At 60.6% G+C, this 21,776-nt stretch carries 19 protein-coding genes, 1 tRNA gene and 1 pseudogene; 9 read left to right on the forward strand and 12 right to left on the reverse strand.

Annotated features, from left to right (window positions below; translation table 11 throughout):
* The first annotated feature begins 7 nt into the window (after window positions 1-7).
* Window positions 8-1,912 carry a L,D-transpeptidase family protein gene (locus NKH41_RS14555; protein ID WP_352766591.1) on the forward strand — a complete coding sequence of 635 codons (1,905 nt, stop codon included), beginning with the start codon at window positions 8-10 and terminating at the stop codon, window positions 1,910-1,912.
* 11 nt (window positions 1,913-1,923) lie between these two features.
* Here the strand turns inward: NKH41_RS14555 and NKH41_RS14560 are convergent.
* The 6 genes and pseudogenes from NKH41_RS14560 to NKH41_RS14585 form a co-directional block, all read right to left on the reverse strand.
* A pseudogene (locus NKH41_RS14560) lies at window positions 1,924-2,398 on the reverse strand (hypothetical protein).
* A gap of 124 nt (window positions 2,399-2,522) precedes the next feature.
* Window positions 2,523-2,774 (reverse strand): PepSY domain-containing protein, encoded by a 252-nt coding sequence (locus tag NKH41_RS14565; protein ID WP_023675031.1) that lies wholly within the window; start codon window positions 2,772-2,774, stop codon window positions 2,523-2,525.
* A 167-nt stretch (window positions 2,775-2,941) separates the two neighbouring features.
* Window positions 2,942-4,681, reverse strand: a complete 1,740-nt coding sequence (locus NKH41_RS14570; RefSeq protein ID WP_352766593.1) for an adenylate/guanylate cyclase domain-containing protein — start codon at window positions 4,679-4,681, stop codon at window positions 2,942-2,944.
* A 534-nt stretch (window positions 4,682-5,215) separates the two neighbouring features.
* Window positions 5,216-5,542 (reverse strand): DUF6538 domain-containing protein, encoded by a 327-nt coding sequence (locus NKH41_RS14575; protein WP_352766595.1) that lies wholly within the window; start codon window positions 5,540-5,542, stop codon window positions 5,216-5,218.
* A 66-nt stretch (window positions 5,543-5,608) separates the two neighbouring features.
* Window positions 5,609-5,683 (reverse strand) — tRNA-Val (locus NKH41_RS14580).
* A gap of 102 nt (window positions 5,684-5,785) precedes the next feature.
* Complete coding sequence (locus NKH41_RS14585; RefSeq protein ID WP_352766597.1) at window positions 5,786-6,469, reverse strand: phosphoglycolate phosphatase; 684 nt, start codon at window positions 6,467-6,469, stop codon at window positions 5,786-5,788.
* A gap of 144 nt (window positions 6,470-6,613) precedes the next feature.
* On the opposite strand from NKH41_RS14585, the gene rpiA reads away from it, so the two are divergent.
* From rpiA to gor, 3 genes are all read left to right on the forward strand, one after another.
* Entirely contained in the window at window positions 6,614-7,345 is a 732-nt protein-coding gene (gene rpiA, locus NKH41_RS14590; protein ID WP_023675034.1) for a ribose-5-phosphate isomerase RpiA, read from the forward strand.
* Entirely contained in the window at window positions 7,332-7,910 is a 579-nt protein-coding gene (locus NKH41_RS14595) for a DUF2059 domain-containing protein (RefSeq protein ID WP_352448901.1), read from the forward strand. Before rpiA ends, NKH41_RS14595 begins: the two co-directional genes overlap by 14 nt.
* Before the next feature lie 117 nt (window positions 7,911-8,027).
* Window positions 8,028-9,416, forward strand: coding sequence for a glutathione-disulfide reductase (gor, locus tag NKH41_RS14600; protein WP_352766598.1), 1,389 nt, complete (start codon window positions 8,028-8,030; stop codon window positions 9,414-9,416).
* Between the two features lie 57 nt (window positions 9,417-9,473).
* Here gor and mgtE read toward each other — a convergent pair whose 3' ends face one another.
* Window positions 9,474-10,838 (reverse strand): magnesium transporter, encoded by a 1,365-nt coding sequence (mgtE, locus tag NKH41_RS14605; RefSeq protein ID WP_352682750.1) that lies wholly within the window; start codon window positions 10,836-10,838, stop codon window positions 9,474-9,476.
* A 268-nt stretch (window positions 10,839-11,106) separates the two neighbouring features.
* Window positions 11,107-12,996 (reverse strand): ABC transporter ATP-binding protein/permease, encoded by a 1,890-nt coding sequence (locus NKH41_RS14610; protein ID WP_352766600.1) that lies wholly within the window; start codon window positions 12,994-12,996, stop codon window positions 11,107-11,109.
* A gap of 629 nt (window positions 12,997-13,625) precedes the next feature.
* Here NKH41_RS14610 and NKH41_RS14615 point away from each other — a divergent pair.
* The gene (locus NKH41_RS14615) at window positions 13,626-14,060 is read left to right on the forward strand and encodes a hypothetical protein (RefSeq protein WP_352766602.1); all 435 of its coding nucleotides are present in this window, start codon (window positions 13,626-13,628) and stop codon (window positions 14,058-14,060) included.
* Between the two features lie 6 nt (window positions 14,061-14,066).
* Here NKH41_RS14615 and NKH41_RS14620 read toward each other — a convergent pair whose 3' ends face one another.
* Both NKH41_RS14620 and NKH41_RS14625 read right to left on the reverse strand, forming a co-directional pair.
* Entirely contained in the window at window positions 14,067-14,744 is a 678-nt protein-coding gene (locus tag NKH41_RS14620; protein WP_352766603.1) for a DsbA family oxidoreductase, read from the reverse strand.
* 23 nt (window positions 14,745-14,767) lie between these two features.
* A complete protein-coding gene (locus tag NKH41_RS14625) occupies window positions 14,768-16,555 on the reverse strand; it encodes an extracellular solute-binding protein (RefSeq protein ID WP_502906021.1) in 1,788 nt (595 codons plus the stop codon).
* Window positions 16,556-16,819: 264 nt separating this feature from the next.
* Between NKH41_RS14625 and NKH41_RS14630 the strand changes: the two genes are divergently transcribed.
* The gene (locus NKH41_RS14630) at window positions 16,820-17,449 is read left to right on the forward strand and encodes an invasion associated locus B family protein (protein ID WP_352448908.1); all 630 of its coding nucleotides are present in this window, start codon (window positions 16,820-16,822) and stop codon (window positions 17,447-17,449) included.
* Between the two features lie 124 nt (window positions 17,450-17,573).
* On the opposite strand, the gene hspQ is transcribed toward NKH41_RS14630, so the two are convergent.
* Together hspQ and NKH41_RS14640 are read right to left on the reverse strand one after the other, a co-directional pair.
* On the reverse strand, window positions 17,574-17,897 hold the full coding sequence (gene hspQ, locus NKH41_RS14635; RefSeq protein WP_023675043.1) for a heat shock protein HspQ: 324 nt from the start codon (window positions 17,895-17,897) through the stop codon (window positions 17,574-17,576).
* Between the two features lie 221 nt (window positions 17,898-18,118).
* The gene (locus NKH41_RS14640; protein WP_352766606.1) at window positions 18,119-19,327 is read right to left on the reverse strand and encodes a UbiH/UbiF family hydroxylase; all 1,209 of its coding nucleotides are present in this window, start codon (window positions 19,325-19,327) and stop codon (window positions 18,119-18,121) included.
* Window positions 19,328-19,388: 61 nt separating this feature from the next.
* Here NKH41_RS14640 and NKH41_RS14645 point away from each other — a divergent pair, with 61 nt between their 5' ends.
* The 3 genes from NKH41_RS14645 to pcsA are packed head-to-tail and all read left to right on the forward strand — an operon-like array spanning window position 19,389 to window position 21,768.
* Window positions 19,389-20,327, forward strand: a complete 939-nt coding sequence (locus tag NKH41_RS14645; protein WP_352766608.1) for a DUF2182 domain-containing protein — start codon at window positions 19,389-19,391, stop codon at window positions 20,325-20,327.
* Window positions 20,328-20,341: 14 nt separating this feature from the next.
* Window positions 20,342-20,956, forward strand: coding sequence for a DUF1326 domain-containing protein (locus NKH41_RS14650; protein ID WP_352502444.1), 615 nt, complete (start codon window positions 20,342-20,344; stop codon window positions 20,954-20,956).
* Between the two features lie 35 nt (window positions 20,957-20,991).
* Window positions 20,992-21,768 carry a phosphatidylcholine synthase gene (gene pcsA, locus NKH41_RS14655; RefSeq protein ID WP_502893794.1) on the forward strand — a complete coding sequence of 259 codons (777 nt, stop codon included), beginning with the start codon at window positions 20,992-20,994 and terminating at the stop codon, window positions 21,766-21,768.
* Window positions 21,769-21,776: the final 8 nt, after the last annotated feature.

Here is a 21,776-nt window from a genome sequence, read left to right on the forward strand (position 1 = left end):
GTGATCCATGAAACTCCTTGGAAACAAAGCAACCGTGCTGCCGTTTGCGGTGGCCGCGGCAATGCTGGCCTTCGGGGCGCCGAAGGCTGAAGCGCAAGGGTTCTTCGACATGCTTTTCGGCGGCGGCGTCAAACACGCACCGCCGAAAGGTAACTTTCCGCCGCCACCGTCAAAATACAAGCCGAAGCCCAGGGCGCCGGCCGCTTCCGGTGGTGGGGGCGGTGGTGGTGCGCAAATCAGCGGCCCGTCCTATTATACCTACAAGAGCGATCCGCTGGTGCGCGTCGATTTTTCGGCACTGTCGGCAGCGCCTGAACCAGCAACGCCTCAGGACGCTGCTTTCGAGCCGGCAGCCACCGGGGCTGCATTCCGCGAAGCCATTGCCGGCCTCGACGGCTATGATCTCTACGCCGAGAAGGACATCGCCAAGGCGCTGATCGCCTATTACTCGGCCAATCCGGATTTCATCTGGGTGACGGGAACCAGTCCCAGCAGCCGTGCCCAGGATGCCGTGCGGGTGCTGGGCGAGGCCGCGAGCTACGGCCTGACGCCCGCCGACTACACCGTCGAAGTTCCGGCAGCAGGCACATCGGCGGGCAATGTCGATGAACGCCTGAAAGAGCTGGTCCGCTTCGAGATGGCGCTGTCGGCGCGTGTCCTGCGCTACGCCCGTGACGCACAAAGCGGCCGCGTCGATCCCAACCGCATGACCGGCTACTACGATTTTCCGCCGAAGCCGCTCGACATGGAAGGGGTGCTGAAGACGCTGGCCCATACCCAGCAAGTGCGCACTTATCTCGAGTCACGGCATCCACAGAATTCCGAGTATCAGGCGCTGCGCGTCGAACTGGAAGCTCTCCTGGCCACCGCCGAAGACGAAATCACCATCGATCCCGATCTGCTGTTGAAGCCGGGGCAGACCAGCCCCGAGCTGCCGAAGCTTTTGACAAAGATCGCGCGCAATCTCGATGACGAGATGGGCGGCGCCTATGGCGAGGTCCTGGCGAGGCTCGCTACCAGCGAGGTCTACGATCCGGAGCTGGTGCCGGTGATCAAGGCGGTGCAGAAACGGGCCGGCATGAAAGGCGACGGCGTCATCGGCCCGCGTACTGTTGCATCGTTGGCCGGAACGTCCAAGGCCGACAAAGTTCAGAAGGTTCGGGTTGCGCTCGAAGAGTTGCGCTGGTTGCCTTCCGACCTTGGCAGCCCGCGCGTCTTCATCAACCAGCCGGCTTTCACCGCGAGCTATATCGATGATGGCGAGGAGAAGCTGAAGACCCGCGCCGTGGTTGGCAGGCCCACCAACCAGACTGCTTTCTTCTATGACCAGATAGAGCAGGTCGACTTCCATCCCTATTGGGGCGTGCCGCAATCGATCCTGGTCAACGAGATGCTGCCGCGGCTGCGCCGGGATCCTGGCTATCTCGACCGCGCCGGCTACGAGGTGGTCGATGCCCGCGGCAAGCGCATTCCCTCGTCCTCGGTCAATTGGGGCGCCTACGGCGCAAAGATACCCTACGGCGTGCGCCAGCTGCCAAGCGAGGCCAATGCGCTGGGCGAGCTGAAGATACTGTTCCCCAACAAGCATGCAATCTACATGCACGACACGCCGCAGAAGTCGTTTTTCCAGCGCGACATGCGTGCGCTCAGCCATGGCTGCGTTCGCTTGCAGGATCCGCGCGGCATGGCCGCTGCCGTGCTCGGCACCTCGGTCGACTACATCGAGGACAAACTGAAACACGGACATTCGACCGAGGACGTGACACGCAAGATCCCGGTCTATGTCGCCTATTTCACCGCATGGCCGGACCTGTCCGGCAAGGTCGAATATTTCAACGACGTCTACGGCCGCGATACAAGGCTGCAGCAGGCGCTCGACAGCACGGAAGCGGTGCGTTCGCCGGCAAGCTGACGAATGCGGTTCTAGCGCTGAAACAGTGGACGCCGGAAACCGGCATCGCGTCCGGCGATGAGCCAATAGACCAAGCCCGCGACAACGCCTGCGGCGGCAATGATGCCGATATCGGCCCAGCGCTCCGGGTTCGTGTCATCCGGTACACTGGGCCAGATCAAGGCGAAGCCGCCAACAGCGGCCGCCGCGCCGAAGACCATATGCAGCCAAAAACTGCGCAGCGAGAAAAACTCGGCAATCAGTGCGAAGATCAGCGTCTGCAGGCCGGTCAGCACGATCGTCAAAATAGATGAACATGCCGAGCGGCGGCAACAGCAGCACCGCAACGGGGGTGACGCCCATGACGTCGAAATAATTCGGCGCATTTGGCAGCGAACTCAGCCCGCCATAGATCGCCGCCACCGCGATCAGCCCAACCAGTACCGCTATGAAATAACCCGCGAGCATCATCAGAAAGCGCTTCAATACGTGCTTTACCGTCTCCATGCCCACCCCCGCGCGCAATGATAGCACCCAGTCAGCCATCAAAGTCATATCTACGCAAGGGTGTGCCGAAGACCGGGTGCCTCCGGGCGCGCCTTTTTCGAATGCTAACCTTTGCAGGCAGCGACTATTTCGGCGCGGCTGTCACCGGATCGTAGGTGATTTCGACTTTCGCCTTGTCGCTCGTGTAATAAATGACGGTGTAGCCATCGCTGTCCCAATCGATTTCCTTGATGTAGCGGAAGTCGTCGCGCTGCTCGACCTTGGCGATGATTTCCGACAGCTTCTTGGCATTCTGCGGCGGCACCGGATTTTCGTCCGCGGCAAAGGCCGATCCGCCGACAAGCAGCACGGCGGCCGCCAAAACAAGTCTGGACATGGCTTTCCCTCACATCTCGATGAGCAGAAACTCGTTTCCATGCAGGTTTGTTCCCGGAGCGCCGGGCGTTGCGCTACAAGGAGGCGCCGGCCATGCCTGATTTATGGCCGCCGAAAGAACAAGGCGACTGCTTAAAATCGGTGATTTACCTACGAATGCCCAGCGTTTCATTCCGGGAGGCCAGCGAGCCGCAACCCTTCGATGTATCGGGCAAGGAGAGCCTTATCCCGATATGGCGCGCGGGAGCTGTATCGCTCGATCGAGAATTCCGGATTGAGCTTGAGAAGTTCGCTAGCGGCGCGACGGGCGTCCTCCAAGCGACCAAGTTGGGCATATGTTGCCGCCAGCAAGCGGTAGGCGGAACCAATGTCTGCCATCTTTTCCAAAAGGGACAGGGCTTCGAGGTAGTTTCCGGAAAGGTATTTGCTGGCCGCAATGTTCCAAAGGTACCAGTCGGGTCGGCTGGGATTGAGCCGTAAAGCCAGTTCTCCGATTCTGGTCGCGTCCTCGAGACGCCCGAGATAGCCCAAGGCATCGCAATATTCGGCGAGGAGATCGCAATTGTTGGGCGCAAGCTCGCGGCCACGTTCGTAACAGCCTATTGCTCTTTCAGCTTCCCCCCGCCAGAGGTAAACGACGCCCAGCGCCCAGTGGACGTTGGCGTCGTAGGGACTGAGTTCAAGGGCTTTGCTCGCCGAAGCGAATGCACTTGCCAGCGTGGTTTCCAGATCGACGCGCTCATTCCATTTCAGCCTGTGTATCTCGAGCCAGGCGAGTCCCAGGTATCCGCGCGCGTAGCCCGGATCGTCGTTGATCGCGGCGACGAACATCTCTCTGGCAAGTCTGACGTCATCCGGATTCAAGCTCATCTCAAGATGCCTGCCGCGCAGGTAAAAGTCATATGCCCTCAGTGCGGTTAGCGGTTTGCCGAGAACACGGTGGCGCTCGGCCTCCTCGATCTTGATGTTAAGGGCGGCCGGAATGGATTGGGACAGCTCGTCTTGGATGTAGAACATATCGACAAGGTCGAAATCGTATTTCTCCGCCCAGATGTGTTCGTGTAACGCATTGGTCAGATTGGCATTGACCCGGACGCGATTGCCGAGCCGCCTCACGCTCCCCTCAAGAGTGTAATGCGTGGCCGGAGCATTCTGTTGCGGCTCTGAACGAGGCAAGCGAACGATCACGTTTAACCCGGAGAAGCGCGACAATGCGGCAGCGATATCCTCGGTTATGCCGGCGGCGAAATACTCATGGTCGGGATCGCCGCTCAAATTCACAAACCTCGAGACATAGAGAAGCGTTCTGTTCGACGCGATAGCAGGATTATCCTGAACGTTGAGCGACGGCGGTGCCATGAGGGCGGTGGGCGTGTGCTTGGATGGCGTGTCATCATCTATGATGACATTGAAAATCCGGAGCGGACGTTCAATGTTCTTCAACGCCTGCTCGCCCGCATCTTCGAAGCTGATATACAGGCGGTTGCCCACAGTATCGCGCACCGATGCCGAGACCGCGACGCCCCCAGGCCTGGCGATGCTCTCGATGCGCGCCGCCACGTTTACGCCGTCACCATAGACGTCTTCGTCTTCGAACAGGATGTCGCCGATATTAATGCCGATGCGAAATTCTATTTGCCGATCGCGATGGACGTTCGTGTTCCTCGTCCGCATCTCCCGTTGGATTTCGACCGCGCAGAGAACCGCTTCCTCGACGGCGCGGAACTCCACCAACATGCCATCGCCCATGAGCTTGATGATGCGGCCATGACGCAATGCGACCTTGACGTCCAATAGTTCCTGACGATGCTTCTTCAGGGCCGACAAAGTACCTTTCTCGTCAATTTCCATCAGCCGGCTGTAGCCGACTACGTCAGTGGCCATGATGACGGAGAGTTTCTGTTCCATCGGCGCTCCCCACTCCTACAAGCAACTAGATAACACATCCGCACCGCCGAAGCATCGAACTTGCGCGGACGGAAATGGGAAGATGATTACACGATAGGTTCCTGATGGCTGCGGAAATTTCGGCTGCCGGCATGGACAACTTATTGAAAGGCAATTCCGCTTCTGATTGTCGGCTTCGGGCTCAATCACGACCTTCCAGCAGAAGCATCTAAGGGCAGCACAGGGTCGGATCTTGCCGTTCATTGCCGATACCAAGCGTTAGGCTTTCACCACTAGCTCCGGGTGGCTATGCGCTTGCACGGGGGCAGGGAAGGCCGCTAAAGGCCTTCGAAGGACGGCAGGCTCCCTATCTCAGTCGAGCCGCCAGCGTCATTCAGAAGGCTGTAAAATCGAGCTTTCCTCCCGTGCCCGATCCCAGCACCGACCGGCCCCTCCTGAACTTCCCAGAGCCGACTCAATAGCCGCCTTTCAGGCTAGCTAGCACCGCGCCTGAGACTATCACTGAGCAGGCTGCCGCAACAAACAATGCACCGATCATAATGCCCCGCCATGGCTGTACACTTGGTAGTCGGACCTTATGTCGGAAGAACCAGTACAAGCCGAATGCAAGCCATGCATGTGCTGGTGCAGGGTGTTTCTAATGTCTTGGTACTGCATTCCGTGCATTGTTCCATGGACAACGACACCATGGGCGGCATAACCGAGATAGCGGGCGAGGCGCAAGGCTTCCCTCGGGTCGCGGGTTCGGAGCGAAACCTTGATGGTGGACGGCTTCCGTGCGGGGTGAGTGTGTCTCGGGATCGGCCAACGGAAATAGAAAATTTGGTTTCGCGAAAGTGCGAGGTACGTAGGATTTAACACTGGGATGTACCCCTTGGATGTCCCACCAAAGGATCGTGCAGGCTAACCTAGTGACTTTAAACAGAATGGTGGGCGATGCAGGGATTGAACCTGCGACCCCACCCGTGTGAAGGGTGTGCTCTCCCGCTGAGCTAATCGCCCGCTCGTTGCCCGAAGGCCAAGCGCGCCGCGATATAAGGGAGGCCGGCCTGTGAAGTCAACCACTTGTCAGCCGTCATCTGGCGGTCTGGACTATGGCCGGCTTCAGCCCTCTGCCGCGGCCATCAGCCCTTGTACCAGATCGAGCGTCAGCGAATCGAAATGCGAGATCACCGCCGACGGTTCGAACTCTCGCACATGACGATCGGTGTAGCCGAAATCGACTGCCACCACCGGAATCCCGGCGGCTTTCGCCGTGTCGATGTCGGTCTGCGAATCACCGACCATCAGTGCACGGTGCGGATCGCCGCCGGCGCGCGCGATGGTCTGCGCGAGATGGCGCGGGTCGGGCTTGCGGTACGGAAAACTATCCTGACCGCAGATCGCCGCGAAATGCCTGGTCATACCGAGCGCCTCGATCAGCGCCACCGAATTGGCCTCGTATTTATTGGTGCAAATGGCCAGCAGGTAACCGGCTGCCTCGAACCGTGCGATCGCCTCGGGGACGCCAGGGTAGGGGCGCGATTTGCCGGGGATGTTAACGGTGTAATGGTCCAGAAACAGCTTGAGCAGGCGGTCGTGCTCCTCCACTGCCAGCGACCTGTGCTGCGCTGCGTGAGCGCGCTCGATCATCACCCGGCCGCCATGGCCGACGAAGCGCTTGAAGCCGGCTTCGTCGACGGCCGCGAGCTGGCTGGCGGCAAGGCTGTGGTTGAGACTGTCGAGCAGGTCCGGCGCCGTGTCGATCAGCGTCCCGTCGAGGTCGAACACGATGATCGGTCGGGTCATGGCCTGTCCTGTGACGATTTGATTGCCGGCAGGCGATAACCGCTGCGGCCCGTTCAGGCAAGACGGCTTATCCACCGCGGGCAAGGTCCTTTGACCAGCCCGGCAAAAATGCTACGAGCGCCGAAACAAATCTCGGGACCCGGCATGGATGCGAGGCAATTGAAGGTTGAGGCCGCGCGGGCAGCGCTTGCCCATGTCACGGATGGCATGCGGCTCGGCATCGGCACCGGCACGACGGCGGACGAGTTCGTGCGGCTGCTCGCAGACAAGGTCGCCACCGGCCTGACTGTCATCGGCGTGCCGACCTCGGAGCGCACCGCCGTCCTTTGCACCGAGCTTGGTGTGCCGCTGTCCACCCTCGAGCAAACCCCCGAGCTCGACCTCACCATCGACGGCGCCGACGAGATCGATCCGGCGCTGACGTTGGTCAAGGGCGGCGGCGGTGCGCTGCTGCGCGAAAAGATCGTCGCGGCGGCCTCCGCCCGCATGATCGTCATCGCCGACAGCTCCAAGATGGTCGAGATGATCGGCCGTTTTCCGCTGCCCATCGAAGTCAACCGGTTTGGCCTGCGCGCCACCGAAATTGCGGTCGGCGCGGCAGCTGCAAACCTTGGCCTTTCCGGCCCTGTTACATTGAGGATGACGGGGAGCCAGCCATTTGTTACAGACGGCGGCCATTTTATCCTCGATGCATCTTTTGGCCGCATTCCGGATACAAGAGCGCTTTCGAATGCTCTCCACGCCATTCCGGGCGTGGTCGAGCATGGTCTTTTCATCGGGCTGGCATCAACGGCCATCATAGCCGGCGGCGACGGCATCCAAACCGTCCATGCCGCCCGAAAATCAGGGAGTTTTACCGATCATGATGTTGCATAACCGGGTTGGCCGCTTTTTTGCCATTCTGGCGGCCTCGGCCGTTTTCGCGTTTTCGTCGCCGGCATTCTCGCAGGACGTCACCGACGCGCATTTGAAGGCGGCGCGCGCCGCCGTCGCGGCAATCCATGCGACGGATACGTTCGACAGCATCCTGCCGCAAGCGGCCGCGGCACTGGAGCAGCAACTGATCCAGAAGAACCCGGACATGCAGGAACTGATCGCCAAGACCATCAACGAGAAGGCGATGGCCTTGGCATCGCGCCGCGCCGACCTGGAAAAGGAAGCGGCGCTCGCCTATGCAAAGGTATTCTCGGAAAAGGAACTCAATGAAATCGCCGCGTTCTACAATTCCGATTCCGGCAAGAAGCTGCTCGACAACGGCCCGATCGTGACGCGCGAACTGGTGAAGGCTGCCGAGATCTGGCAGAACGGCCTGGCTCGCGATCTCGCCCAGCAGGTCGGCGAGACCCTGGGTGCGGCGGCGAATGCCAAGGCGCCGGCTGCACCTGCCGACGGTACCGCTCCGGCCGATGGCGCAGCTCCCGCGGACGCTACACCGAATTGATTGCGGACTTCCGAGCCGCCTGACCGCCACTGGACCAAAAGCCCGGCAAGTCCGGGCTTTTCTTTTGATAGTCGGCAGCCTACCTGTCTCGGGGTTTGAGGGGCAAGGAGTTCAGCCATGGCCGGTTACGACTACGATCTTTTCGTCATCGGCGGCGGCTCCGGCGGGGTGAGGGCGGCGCGCGTCGCGGCCGCACTCGGCAAGCGTGTCGGCATTGCCGAGGAATACCGCTATGGCGGCACATGCGTGATCCGTGGCTGCGTGCCGAAGAAGCTCTATGTCTACGCCTCGCAATTCCCCGAGCATTTCGCCGACGCCGCCGGTTATGGCTGGACGGTGCCTGAGGCGCGTTTCGACTGGCAGACGCTGGTCGCCAACAAGGACCGGGAAATCAGCCGGCTGGAGGCCATCTACAAGAAGAACGTGCAGAGCGCCGGCGGCGAGGTCTTTCATTCGCGCGCCACCCTGGTCGATCGGCATGTGGTGCATCTTCTTGGTGAGGATCGCACCGTTACCGCCGACCAGATCCTGATCGCTACCGGCGGGCGGCCGGCGCCGCATCCGGCATTGCCCGGCCATGAGTACTGCATCTTTTCCAACGAGGCCTTCGACCTCAAGGAACTGCCGAAGGCAATCATGATCGAGGGCGGCGGCTATATCGCCGTCGAATTCGCCAACATCTTTCACGGCCTCGGCGTCGACACGACGCTGGTCTACCGCGGCAAGGAGATCCTCAGCCGTTTCGACATGGACCTCAGACGCATGCTGCACGACACGATGGAAAAGAAAGGGATAAAAATCCTCTGCCACGCCGTGTCCGAGTGGGTCAGGAAGCGGCCTGACGGCCGGCTCGACGCGCTTGTCACCGGTGGCACGGTGCTGACGGTCGACCAGGTCATGCTCGCCATCGGCCGCATTCCCAATACCGAGAACATGGGCCTGGAAGGCGTCGGCATCGAGATGACCAAAACCGGGGCAATCCACGTCGACGAATACTCCCGCACCAACATCGACAACGTCTGGGCAATCGGTGACGTCACCCATCGCGTGCAATTGACGCCGGTGGCAATCCACGAGGCGATGTGCTTCGTCGAGACCGCCTTCAAGGACAAGCCGACGGCGCCCGACCATGACACGATCGCTACCGCAGTCTTTTCGCAGCCCGAGATCGGTACGGTCGGTCTGTCGGAGGATGAGGCGGCAAAGCGCTTTCCGGATGTTGAAATCTACCGCGCCACCTTCCGGCCGATGCGGCACACACTTTCCGGCCGCGACGAAAAGATGCTGATGAAGCTGGTCGTCGACGGCGCCTCGAAAAAGGTCCTCGGCGCCCACATTCTCGGGCCGGATGCCGGCGAAATGGCGCAGCTTCTCGGCATACCGCTGAAGGCCGGCCTGACCAAGGATGATTTCGATCGCACCATGGCGGTGCATCCGACCGCCGCGGAAGAACTCGTCACCATGTACAAGCCGACTTACCGGGTGAGAGATGGTGAGCGCGTCTGACGCGACGACAACCCATCGCGGCAACGAAATTGCCGCGATGGAAGAGCGTGAGTTTTCTTACAGCAACGTTCCGCCCAGGATCACCAGCGCCACAGAAAAATAGATCACCAGCCCGGTGACGTCGACCAGCGTGGCGACGAACGGGGCCGATGCGCTGGCCGGGTCGAAGCCCATGCGCTTCAGGGCGAACGGCAGCATCGATCCAGACAGCGAGCCGAAGGTGACGATGCCAACCAGCGTGGCGCCGATCGTCATTGCGATCAGCGGCCAGTGCGGGCCGTAGTCGTAGAAGCCGAGATACTGCCAGAGCGCGATGCGGCAGACGCCGACCACGCCAAGAATCGAGCCAAGCACCAGGCCGGTGGGCAGCTCGCGCAATGCCACCCGCCACCAGTCGCCAAGGCCGATCTCGCGCAGTGCCAGCGCCCGGATGACGAGCGAGGTCGCCTGCGAGCCGGAATTGCCGCCGGAGCTCATGATCAATGGAATAAATAGCGTCAGCACGATCGCCTTTTCCATCTCGCCCTCGTAACTTTGCATCGCGTTGGCGGTCAGCATCTCGCTGATAAACAGCGCGCACAGCCAGCCGGCGCGTTTCTGGATCATCGCCAGAAAGCCCATCTTCATATACGGCTCGTCGAGAGCCTCCATGCCGCCGAAACGATGCACATCCTCCGTCGTTTCCTCGATCATCGTGTCGATAATATCGTCGATGGTAACGATGCCGAGCAGTTTGCCGTTGTCCACGACCGGAACGGCGAGCAGATCATATTTCGAGATCAGCTGAGCAACCTTTTCACTGTCGGTCAGCGGTGAAACGGTGACAGGCGCACGATCCGGCGCGATTGCCATGATCAGCTCGTCGGGCCCGCCAGCGATCAGTCGACGCAGGCTGGTCGAGCGCAACAGGACATGCGTTTGCGGATCGACGATGTAGATCGCGTAGACGGTTTCGCGCGTCCGCTCCACCTTGCGGATATAATCCAGCGTGCGGGCCACGCTCCAGTCCGGCGGCACGCTGACATATTCGGTCGTCATGAGCGAGGCGGCGCTGCCTTCGGGATAGCCGAGAATGGCAAGCAGCGTCGCGCGCAGCGGTGGCGCCAGGCCACCAAGCAGTTCGGAACGAGCCGGCTCGTTCAGATCGCGCAGTATGTCGGCGGCGCGATCGACCGACATGGCGGCAAGCAGTCTGCCTGCCTTGATGCGGGGCAGCGCCTCGACCAGTTCGGATGCGCCGTCGAGTTCAGGCTGGTCGAAGATCTCCACCAGCCGCCCGAACGGCACTTCGCAAAGCAGCTCCGATGCCGTCTCGCGGGGCTCCTGGTTCAAGGCCTCGACGATGTCGGCGACGTGTTCGTTGGCAAGTACGCGAGCGATGGCGATGGCATCGCCGCCCGCGACAGGGGAAAACTCGTTCATGGCTCACTCCTTGCCGTCCGGCAGGACGTGAGCCTGTCAGGTCACGTCAAGCGGACGGCGGTTGCGTTCGACTGTGACTGTCGCCAGGCATGGCGCGGTGACCTTTCTGCTCGCGGGTTCGAGTTGAGATTCTGCAAGCCGGCGCAACATAGGAGCGCGCCTTGCCGAGTCAATCGCGAGAGCGGGTTAAAACGGCGGCAAACCGGCGGATCGCGAGACTGTGATCGGGCTACGTGGCAGTGGCTGGATGCCGGCAGTGGTGCCGCGGCTATCTCTGCTTCAGCCGGCGGGGAAAGCGCAGCCACTTGTCCTCGGCCGGCCGTGTCGGCTGCGTGAGGATGGTGGTGAGCTCTACCGGCAAGCTCGGAACCAGCGGCTTCTTGGTAGCGACGCCGTCGGCGATCGCAACCACGCTGTGGTAGAATTCGGTGCCCGCGAGCGATCTCGGCGGCGTCGCCTCATGCATGATCGAGATCACGGTTGCATCAGGGCAATTGTCCTTGATCGCCTGGTGGAAGGCGATCCGTCCATCGGGGTCGAGCGCGCCGGTGGCTTCATCGAGGAACAGCAATCCCGGCTGCTGCAGCACGATGCGGGCGACAACCAGCTTCTGTTTCTGCCCACCCGAGAGAACCTGATCCCAGATCTTTCCTTCACGGCTCTCATCGGCCAAATGCTCGATGAAATCGCCGAGGCCGGCCTTGTGCAGGGCGGATGCGACCTGCATGTCGGCGTAATCATGCTCGGAACCAGGCAGGCAGACCAGTTGCTTCAACGAAACCTGCTGCAGCTTCACCTCCTGGGCGGCGTAGAAACTCCTGACCCCTTCCGGGAAGACGATGGTGCCGCGGCCATAAGGCCACAGGCCGTTGATCGCCTTGACGAGCGAGGTCTTGCCGCAACCGGATTCGCCCTTGAGGAAAGTCCACTCGCCACGCCGGAAGCGCAAGTTCGCGGCACTCACGAAGGGCGTTGCGTCCTCGCCCTGATGCGCCAGTTCGAGCTTCTGGATGGTCAGTCCGAAAACCGGGTTCTGGTGGTCGTAGCGGAAGTCGGACCGGCCGGTCTGCTGATAGAATTCCTGTGGCTGCTGCACGTTCTCGATTGCCTGCGCCAATTCGATGACGCGCTGGCTGTTGGCGCGCAAGGTGGCGATGTCCGGCATCACATGGATGAACCACGAACAGTTGCTGATCAGCTTATCGACCTGGCCGGAAGCTGTCAGATAACCCTTGAGGTCGAGGCCGTTGTGGATGAAGGGCACGAGCCCTGGCCCGAAAGCGACAATCTTGGCACCGATGAAATTATAGATCAGCTCGAACGAGGCGTAGCCAGTATTGACGATGTTCAGTCTGGCCCAGGTACGGTCAATGTCGGCATAACGCTGGCTGTTTACAGTCTTCTGCACATTCTCGCCCTGCGATGCGGCGACATGAAAACTGCGGCGCAGGAATGTGATCAACTCGCTGCGGTAACTGCCTTCGGCCTGCTGCATTCTGACGTTTAGCCACTCCAGCATTCGGCCGAGTTTCAATGCGATCCAGGTGTTGAACGGCACATACACAGCGATTGCCAGGAGAGCAAGGACGGCGCTGCCGTAGCTGCCGAGAAACTCCAGGCCCTTCACCTCGACAGAGTTTTTCAGCAATTCGCCACCGAGAAAGTAGAACGAAGCGAAGACGCTTAGCACACCCGAAGCAAGCCCGATGGCTCCGCCAGTCATGGCCTTGATGGATTCCTGCACGCGCTGGTCGATATTGTCGGGAGCTGCATTCCCGGAAGAGCCATGCTGGGCATGGAAATGCGTATGGTTAGAGTCGAGCAGGGCCTCGTTGAATCGGCTGTCCAGCCAGCCACGCCATTTGCGATGCAATGTCTTGGAAACCAGGTTATGAATGCCGGCAATAACCAAGTCCTTGAGCAGGACCAGCAGCACCAGCCAACCGGCGTTGGTCAGTATTGTCTTGAGTGGCGTCGTGTTCGCGGCATCGTGGAAAAAAGCGATCGAAGTCGCCAGCTCAGCCCCAGCTACCGTAAACCAGACGTCGGCTTTGCTGGACAGCGCGATGATCAGCGCGATCACCAGCGTCAGCGTCCAGGCTTCCCTCCAGCGGTCCGAGAACCAGTAGACCCGCATCAGCCCCCAGAAGCTGCGCATCGACGATACGGGCGTCAGGGGCGACTGCCTTGCGGCACCGCGGAGCCATTTTTCCGATATTGAATGTCGCGTTGGTCTATCGACCCGAATCACTATCCCGCCCAAACGATTTTTCTTTTGTTACGGACAGTAACACCAATTGATCATTTTCCATTAGCTTTTCACCAGTCGCAGGTGGCTTAGCTCGCCGGCCGTTGCAGTGGAGCAACAGAATGAATGATCATGGCGCTATGCCGTCATGCTTCGAGGGGCGGAATACCAACGCAATTTCAAATAGTTACTTGCCTGCGCCGGAGCAAGCAGTGACCTTCCCCAAGGGAAGGTCTTCACACAGCTTTGTGAACATAGAAGCGCCGTCCAGCGGTCGATCTTCACAGCCTGAACCGCCTTCACGGTCAGCTCCGACCTCGTCGGCGACCAGAAAGTGACCGTATGATTCGTGGTTGAAGCCGCCTTGTCAGGACCCCGTAGTCGGCCAAGCAATGACTTTGCCGACACAGTCCAGGATGAAGATCAATATCAATTGGCCCGTGCCTTTTTAAGAGCGCGCACAAACCGCGTTTGACAATGATGCGCTGCGGATCGAACCTGCCGGACGCATCCAGGTTTGAACCGGGGGGAAGTTCTTCATGCTTGCACGGACATTGTTTGCGGCGATGCTCGCGATGTTTGCCTGGCTGCCGCAAACATATGCCGGCAGCCAGACCGTTCCCGCAAACGCCGAGGGACAGATCGAGTTCAACACGCCGTCCGGCAATATTGGCTGCATCTACACACCGAAGGGCGGCACCAGCACCTACGAGCCGCAGGATGGCGGACCGGAACTGAGCTGTTCGCGCGTCGAGCCCAGCTACGTCACCATCATCCTCGGCCCGAAAGGCCCGGCGACGCTGATCAAGAATCCGGGCGAGCAAGGCTGCTGCGGCGACGTCGCCAGGCTGGCCTACGGCAACAGCTGGAGCAAGGGGCCGTTTTCCTGCCAGTCATCCACCAAGGGATTGACCTGCACCGGCAAGCATGGCCATGGCTTTTTCGTCAGCAAGGCCAAGGTGACGGTGAAATAGTCCGGCTCAGTTCGCCGTTTCCAGTTCGCCGCGTGCCTTGGCCGCGGCGACCTGGCGGAGTGCATCGGCGAGCGTATCGGCGTCCTGGGCGCCCATCACCGCATATTTGCCTTCAAGCAGAAAGCACGGCACACCCGATATGCCCATGCGCGAAGCGGTGGCGATTTCGGTGCGCACCGCCTCTACATCGGCGTCGGTCGGCAGAAGCGTTTCGACCACGGACGCATCCATGCCGGCCTCGCGGGCGGCTTCGATCAGCACGGCACGATCGCCGAGATTGGCGCCTTCCTCGAAATTCAGCTGGAACAGCCGGCGCACCAGCCGGTTCTGAATGGCCTCGCCGGCCGTGCCGGCCCAGCGAATGAGACGGTGCGCATCCAGCGTATTGGGCGCGACCTTGATGGCGTCGAATGCGAAGGAGATGCCTTCAGCCTCGCCCAGCGGTTCGATCCGGGCATGGATTTCGCGGATGCGTTGCTCGCTGCCGAATTTCGCCACCATATAGTCGCGGCGGTTCTTGCCTTCGGGCGGGATTGTTGGGTCGAGTTGGAAGGGCCGCCAGCGTATGTGAACGTCGATATCGACGGCGGCAATCGCCTTGTCGAGCCGTTTCTGGCCGATAAAGCACCAGGGACACACGACGTCGGAGACCACATCGACGGTAATCGAGCTCTCGTCGTTCATCTTGATCTCCTGTTGTGAAGAGGTCACTTCGGTTTGCGCCACCAGGTCGGCAACTGATAACCGTATATGGGCGTCTTTTGCGGATGTTCCAGATAGTTCCAATAAGCGAGCCATTGCTGGTTGTTGTGCTGCGTCGGCACCATGTAATTGCCGGAGATCAGCAGCCGGTCGAGAACGCGGACGGCCGCTACATAGTCCTCCTTCGAACGAGCTCTCAGCATCGCCTCGATCGCCGCATCCACTGCGGGGTCGGCGACACCCGCCAGGTTGAACGAGCCTTCGGCCTTGGCGGCAGCGGATCCCCAGCGCCCGGTTTGCTCGATACCGGGCGACAGCGAGTTGTTGAAACCGGTCGAGCCGACCAGCACCTCGAAATCGAAACGCTGCTTGCGCGACTGGATCTGATCACCGTCGAGGCTGCGGATGCCGACATCGATGCCGAGCTTCTCAAGGGTGCGCTGATAGATAGTGGCAAGTCGCTCTTCGTCCTGCGAGGCGGTCAGGATCTCGAAACCGAACGGCTTTCCCTCGGGATCGAGCATCGCGCCGTCCTGCACCGTATAGCCCGCGCTCTTCAGCAGCTCGAATGCCGCCTTCAGCACCTTGCGGTCCTGGCCGGAGCCGTCGGTAGCGGGCGGCCTGTAGGTGCCGTCCATGACATCTGCGGGCACTCGGCCGGGGTAGGGGGCCAGCAGGGCCTTTTCCTTTTCGCTGGCCGGGTGGCCGAGCGCGGACAGCTCGGAATTCTGCCAAAAGCTCATCGTGCGCGTGTATTTGCCGCCGAACAGGTTCTTGTTGGCCCATTCGAAATCGTAGAGCATGCCGAGCGCGCGCCGCACGACCGGATTGGAAAATTTCGGCAGCCGCGTGTTGAACAGGAAACCGTTGACCACCGGCGGAATGCCGGTATCGAAAGTTTCGGCGATGACCTCGCCCCTGTGGAAGGCCGGAAAATCGAGATCGCGCTCGCGTTTGACCGGGTCGCTGTCGTCGTCAATGGCGCAGATGCCTTTCTTGAACGCTTCCTGTTTGGCGTTGGCGTTGAGGAAATATTCGATGGTGATCTGGTCGTAATTGTCGAAGCCGCGCTTGGACGGCACGTCCTTGCCCCAATAGTCCGGATTGCGCTTGAACACGATGCGCTGACCGGGCACGACTTGCGCCACCGTGTAAGGCCCGCTGCCGATCACCGGCTTTAGCGTCGTCCTGTCGAAGGTGTCCTTGTTGAAGGCGTGTTTCGGGATGATCGGCGTCAGCGCAATGATCAAAGGAAATTCGCGGTCGGCCTTGTCGTTGAAGGTGAAGCGCACACTGCGGTCGCCGGTCTTTTCGAGCTTGGCAATCGCTTTCATTCGCTGGCTGTAAGGTGGGCGGCCCTTCTCGGTGAAGACGTCATAGGTAAACAACACGTCTTCCGGCGTCACCGGCTCGCCGTCCGACCATTTGGCGTTGGGATCGAGGTGGAATTCGATGCTCTTGCGCTCGGGATCCATGTCGGCGGTATCGGCGAGCAGGCCGTAGAGACTGAAGGCCTCGTCGTAGTTGCGCTGCATCAACGGCTCGAAGACAAGATTGCCAAAGGCTTGATCCATCATGCCGCGCGCGGTGGTGCGCAGGCTTCTCAGGATGAACGGATTGAGATTGTCGAAGCTGCCGACGACGCAATAGGTAATGCTGCCGCCTTTCGGCGCGTCGGGGTTGACGTAGTTGAAATGCTTATAGTCGGCCGGCAGCGCCGGCTCGCCCTGCATGGCAAGCGCGTGCTTCGGTTCCGACAGGGCCGGCTGCAGGGAAAGGCCGACAAACAACATTGCGGCGATCAGCCAAACGACAACGCGGCCCATGACCGTCTCCTTCCCGATTCGATGCGCAGCATACATGAGCCGGTCGTGCACCGGCCAACCCCTTGAGCCTATCCTTCGGCCAAGATTCGCGAGACCCGGGCTGGATTCGGCACCGCTTGCAGTGTAACACGCCGTCCGAAGTCATTCTGTTGCCTCATTTCGGCAACAGGTAGCTGGACCACACGGCATGAAAAAAGCCGGTTCCGGGATCATTTGAGAGGAATGCACGACATGACGAGCCTGAACAGCAACGCGTACCGCCTGTCGGTCATGGCCGCTGGCGTGGTCGGCATTCTGGGCGCCGGGATTCCCGCTGCTTCCGCGCAGCAGCAACAGCAGATTCCGCAAGGCTGGTTCAAGGCCTGCACCAAGCAGGAAGACGTCGACATCTGCAATGTCCAGAACATTACCACCGCCGGCAACGGCCAGCTCATCACCGGCGTCAGCCTGATCGAATTGAAGGGCAAGGTGAACCGCAAGGTGTTCCAGGTGACGGTTCCGACCGGCCGTCTCGTTCCTCCCGGCATCGGCCTCCAGATCGACGGCGGCAAGGCGCAGAAGCTCGACTATGTGATTTGTTTTCCGGATCGCTGCGTGGCGGAAGTGCCGCTGAGCGATCAGCTTGTCGCATCCTTCAAGAAGGGATCGGCGCTGACGCTCACCTCGGTCAATTTCCAGAACCAGCCGAACCCGATCAAGATTGCGCTGACCGGCTTCAGCGGCGCCTTCGACGGCCCGCCGCTGCAGCAGTCGGACATCGAGGACCGGCAGAAGAAGCTCCAGGAGTTCGTCGCCAAGAACAATCAGGACTTTGCCAAGAAGCTCAAGGAAGAGCAGGAAAAGGCGAAGGCCGCCAACTGATCGACGGGTTTTCGAACCAACAAAAAAGCGGGGGCTCATACCCCGCTTTTTTCGTTTGGACCCGCCATTTGTCGCGTTCAGCCAAGTCTCAAGCCAGTCCCAGCCCAGCCAGATCCCGGCTAAGTCAATGTCTCAATTGGTGCTTCGGCTCGTAGCGCCCGTCCGGCTTCTTGTCGAACATTTCACCAATCTGCGGATGCCGGACCGGTTCGCCCGACCGGTCCTCGAGTAAATTCTGCTCGGACACATAGGCGATGTATTCCGTTTCGGAATTCTCGGCGAGCAGATGATAGAAAGGCTGGTCCTTGCGCGGCCGCACGTCAGCGGGGATCGCCTCGTACCATTCGTCAGTATTGGCGAATTGCGGATCGACGTCGAAAATGACGCCGCGGAACGGAAACAGCCGGTGCCGAACCACCTGTCCGATCGAGAATTTGGCTGTCTTCATCGCACTCACCACTTGAACTTCTTGAACGCCACGCATCCTGGAACACGCAAGGAACGCTCCAGGACTTTAGATTCTTACGCACCGGTCCGGCAAAGATTGGCCCAGACCTTAAGGTCGACATCGTCATTATTTGGCGCAGACGCGGCGTCAATTCAATCCCGATCCCCTTGATGCCGGGTTGAACATCGCGAGATGCGGATCAAGGGCGGTGGCCAAGATCGCTATCGCTCAGCCGGTTTTCGCAATCCGCCAAAAAACGCCGCAAAACCGCTGCCGGGTCGAAGACCCTCGCGCATGAAAAACGCCCGTAACGGCGCAAACCCCTCAAGCGCGCCAAGGCCAGCGCTGCGCACCAGCTGGGCCGGCAGCATGTCGGAAAGCAGCGACATGTTGAGCAGGTTGACCGCGCTGCTGCGCGCCAGAATGTCCGGCCGCCGCTTGAAATCATAGGCTGCAAGCGCCTTGGCGGCGCCCGGGTCCGAGCGGTTTCTGCTTGCGGCACCAATCAGGTCGTCGATGTCCCGGATGCCGAGATTGAGGCCTTGCGCGCCAATTGGGGGAAACACGTGGGCGGCTTCACCGACAAGTGCCACGCGGCGATGCGCAAACCGCCACGGGCTCACCGCTGAAAGTGGGTAGACCTGCCGGCCGGGCTCAACCGACACGCGGCCCAACATCGATTGCATTCGCTGTTCGACCCGCGTCGAAAGCTCGGCGTCGTCGAGTGCTGCAAGGTCCTTGGCGATATCGGGTTCGAGCACCCAGACAAGGCTGGACCGGTTGCCGGGCAGGGGAACCTGTGTGAACGGACCGGTCTCGGTGTGGAATTCGGTCGAGGTGAAGGCATGGTCGCTGCGGTGACCGAAATTGAGCACCAACGCCGCCTGCGGATAGAATCGGATCGAGGTGCGGATGCCGGCTGCCTCGCGGGCCGGCGACTGACGGCCATCGGCGGCAACTGCCAACGATGCCTCAACCTCGCTGCCGTCGGCGAGAACGGCATGGGCATGGTCGGCATCGAGGCGCCATGCCTCCACCATCGACTTTCGCCATTCGATGCCCGAATGCGCGACAGCCTCGGCTAGCATGCGGTTGAGAACGCTGTTGGGCAAGTTCAGCCCGAATTGCTCTTCGTTGATCTCGCTGGCGCGAAAGGTCACTGTCGGGCTGCGGATCAGCCGGTTGGTTGCGTCAACGATACGCATCACCTTGAGCGGCGCTGCGTGCGGCCTGATTCCGTCGAAGATCCCTAGCCGTTCGAACATCTTCAGGGCAGGGTTCATCAAGGCTGTCGTCCGGCCGTCGGGGCCGGCGGCGTCGGGTCCGACGAGCGTCACGGGAAAACCCGCCTCGGTAAAGCCAAGCGCCGCGATCAGCCCCGCAGGGCCGCTGCCAGCGACCAGTATCCGTGCTGTTTCCCGATGGTTCAAATTCGGCTTCCGGATTGCGAGGTGAGGCCCGTCCGACCTGCTGGTCCATATAGGTCAGGTGATGCGGCTTGATCAACGCGGCGATTCGGCCCATTCGGTTGCCATGACCGGCCAACAAGACGATTTCAGCCACCTCGACGGCACCGGCCGCGCGATGGCGAGCGTTGCATGCAGCCCTCGACTGACGGTGGGCGTCGTTGCCGGCATGGGCATCGCCCTTGCCTGGCTCCTTCTCGGCGCAATGGCAGTTCGGGGGGCGGTGAGCCGGCTCCCGGGCGCCGATGTACCCGGCGACGCCGTGCTGGAATACCTGCCGCAACTGCCGCTGCCGGATTTCCTTGCGCGTTTCTTCGCCCTTTGCCTTGCGCCGGCGCCGCTTCGCGCAAGCGTAGGCGCGCAAGGCGGGGCACTCACCGCGATGTGGCTGTTGATGGCCATCGCGACCATGCTGCCCTCCGCGGCGCCGATGATCCGCACCTATTGCGAGATCGCAGATACCGCCCGGATCAAGGGGGAACCCGTTGCCCATCCGCTGATCCTGGTCGCTGGATATTTGAGCGTCTGGCTTGCCGCCTCGGCAATATTCGCTGCCCTGACGCTCGCAGTCCATGCATTCGTGTCATCCGGGCAGATGCTCGATCCGCTGCTTGGAATTGCCGGAGCAGCCGCGCTGTCGATCGCTGGTCTCTATCAGTTCAGCTGGCTGAAGGAAGCCTGTCTGGAGAAGTGCAGAAATCCGTTCTCGGTCCTGTTCGCCAACTGGAGCGCCAGGCCCGTTCGCATTTTCCGGCTCGGTATAGAGCAGGGCCTGTGGTGCCTTGGATGCTGCTGGGCGCTGATGCTGGTAATGTTTGCCGTCGGTGTGATGAACGTGTTCTGGATGGCGCTGGTCGGCTTGTTTAGCCTGGTCGAAAAACAGACGGCAGGCAATCTGCCGACGCGGTTGGGCGGTGCGATACTGCTTGTCTGGGCAGCCGCGCTACTAGTAGTCTCGGCATGAGGGGGGAGAATTCGATGACAGATCAAAACTGGGCAATGAAGGGAGAGCTCATCCTTTCCTGCAATTGCACGGTTTTTTGCCCTTGCGTTCTGTCGCTCGGCAATCATCCGCCTACGGAAGGCTATTGCCAAACCTGGGCGGGGTTCCGGATCGATGCCGGCCATTTCGGCGAGGTCGACCTGTCCGGCCTCAATCTTGGGCTGGTCATGGAAATCCCCGGTTATATGAGCCGCGGCAACTGGACGGCGGGTCTGTTCATCGACAAGCGCGCCTCGGTTTACGCTATGAAGGGACTGACGAAGATATTCACCGGCAAGGCCGGTGGAACCACATCGCTGCTCTCCATCCTGGTCGGACAGTTCCTCGGTGCCGAGCAGGTGCCGATCACCTACGAGACGCGTGAGAAAACACGCATCTTTCAGATACCGAAGATCATCGATGGTGCGGTGACGCCAATCACCGGCAAGGATCGCGACAAGGATACGGTCATCAGCAATTCGGAATACTGGATTGCGCCGGAAATCATCGTCGCCAAATCCGACAAGAGCAAAATGCGGGCCTTTGGCCGCAACTGGAACTTTGCTGGCCGTTCGGCCGAAATCTGCAAGCTGGACTGGCGGGGCCCGTGAGCAAGAAGACGACGGCCAGGAAAATCGCCGACCGGATTCCGCGGCCGAAGAAGAAAGTCACATGGCCTCAGGCGCGGGCGTTCTCGGTCCATCTCTTGACCGCGTCGGGCTCATTCCTGGCGTTTCTGTCGCTGGTGGCAGCAAGCGAGCAGCGCTGGACGGCGATGTTCTGGTGGCTGGGGCTGGCGCTTTTCGTCGACGGCATCGACGGGCCGATCGCCAGGAAGCTCGATGTCAAGGAAATCCTGCCGACTTGGTCGGGCGAACTGCTCGACAACATCATCGACTACGTGACCTACGTGTTGATTCCGGCCTTCGCGCTCTATCAGCGCGGCTTCATGGGCGAGCGCCTGTCGTTCCTTTCGGCGGCGATCATCGTGGTGTCGAGCGCAATCTACTATGCCGATACCGGCATGAAGACGAAGGAGAATTTCTTCAAGGGCTTTCCGGTCGTCTGGAACATGGTGGTGTTCACGCTGTTCGTCATCGAGCCCGGACAGTGGGTTTCTTTCGCCGTGGTCGTGGTGGCCGGCATTCTCACCTTCGTGCCGATCAATTTCATCCATCCGGTGCGGGTGAAGCGGCTGCGGCCAATCAATCTCGGCATGACGCTGCTTTGGTGCGCTTTCGGCGCGCTGGCGCTGGCGCAGGCCGCACTTGCCTCCTTCTACGACCAGATCGGCGTGCTGGGCGAGCAGGTCAGCGATTTCATCAAGATCGGGATTACGGTCACCGGGCTTTACCTCGCTTGCATCGGCGCTATCATGCAGTTCTTCCCAAATCTCGGCGCCAAGCCGGATAAGAAAGCCTGATCCCAAGA

The sequence above is a fragment of the Mesorhizobium sp. M1169 genome (assembly GCF_040318345.1).
Lineage (GTDB): Bacteria > Pseudomonadota > Alphaproteobacteria > Rhizobiales > Rhizobiaceae > Mesorhizobium.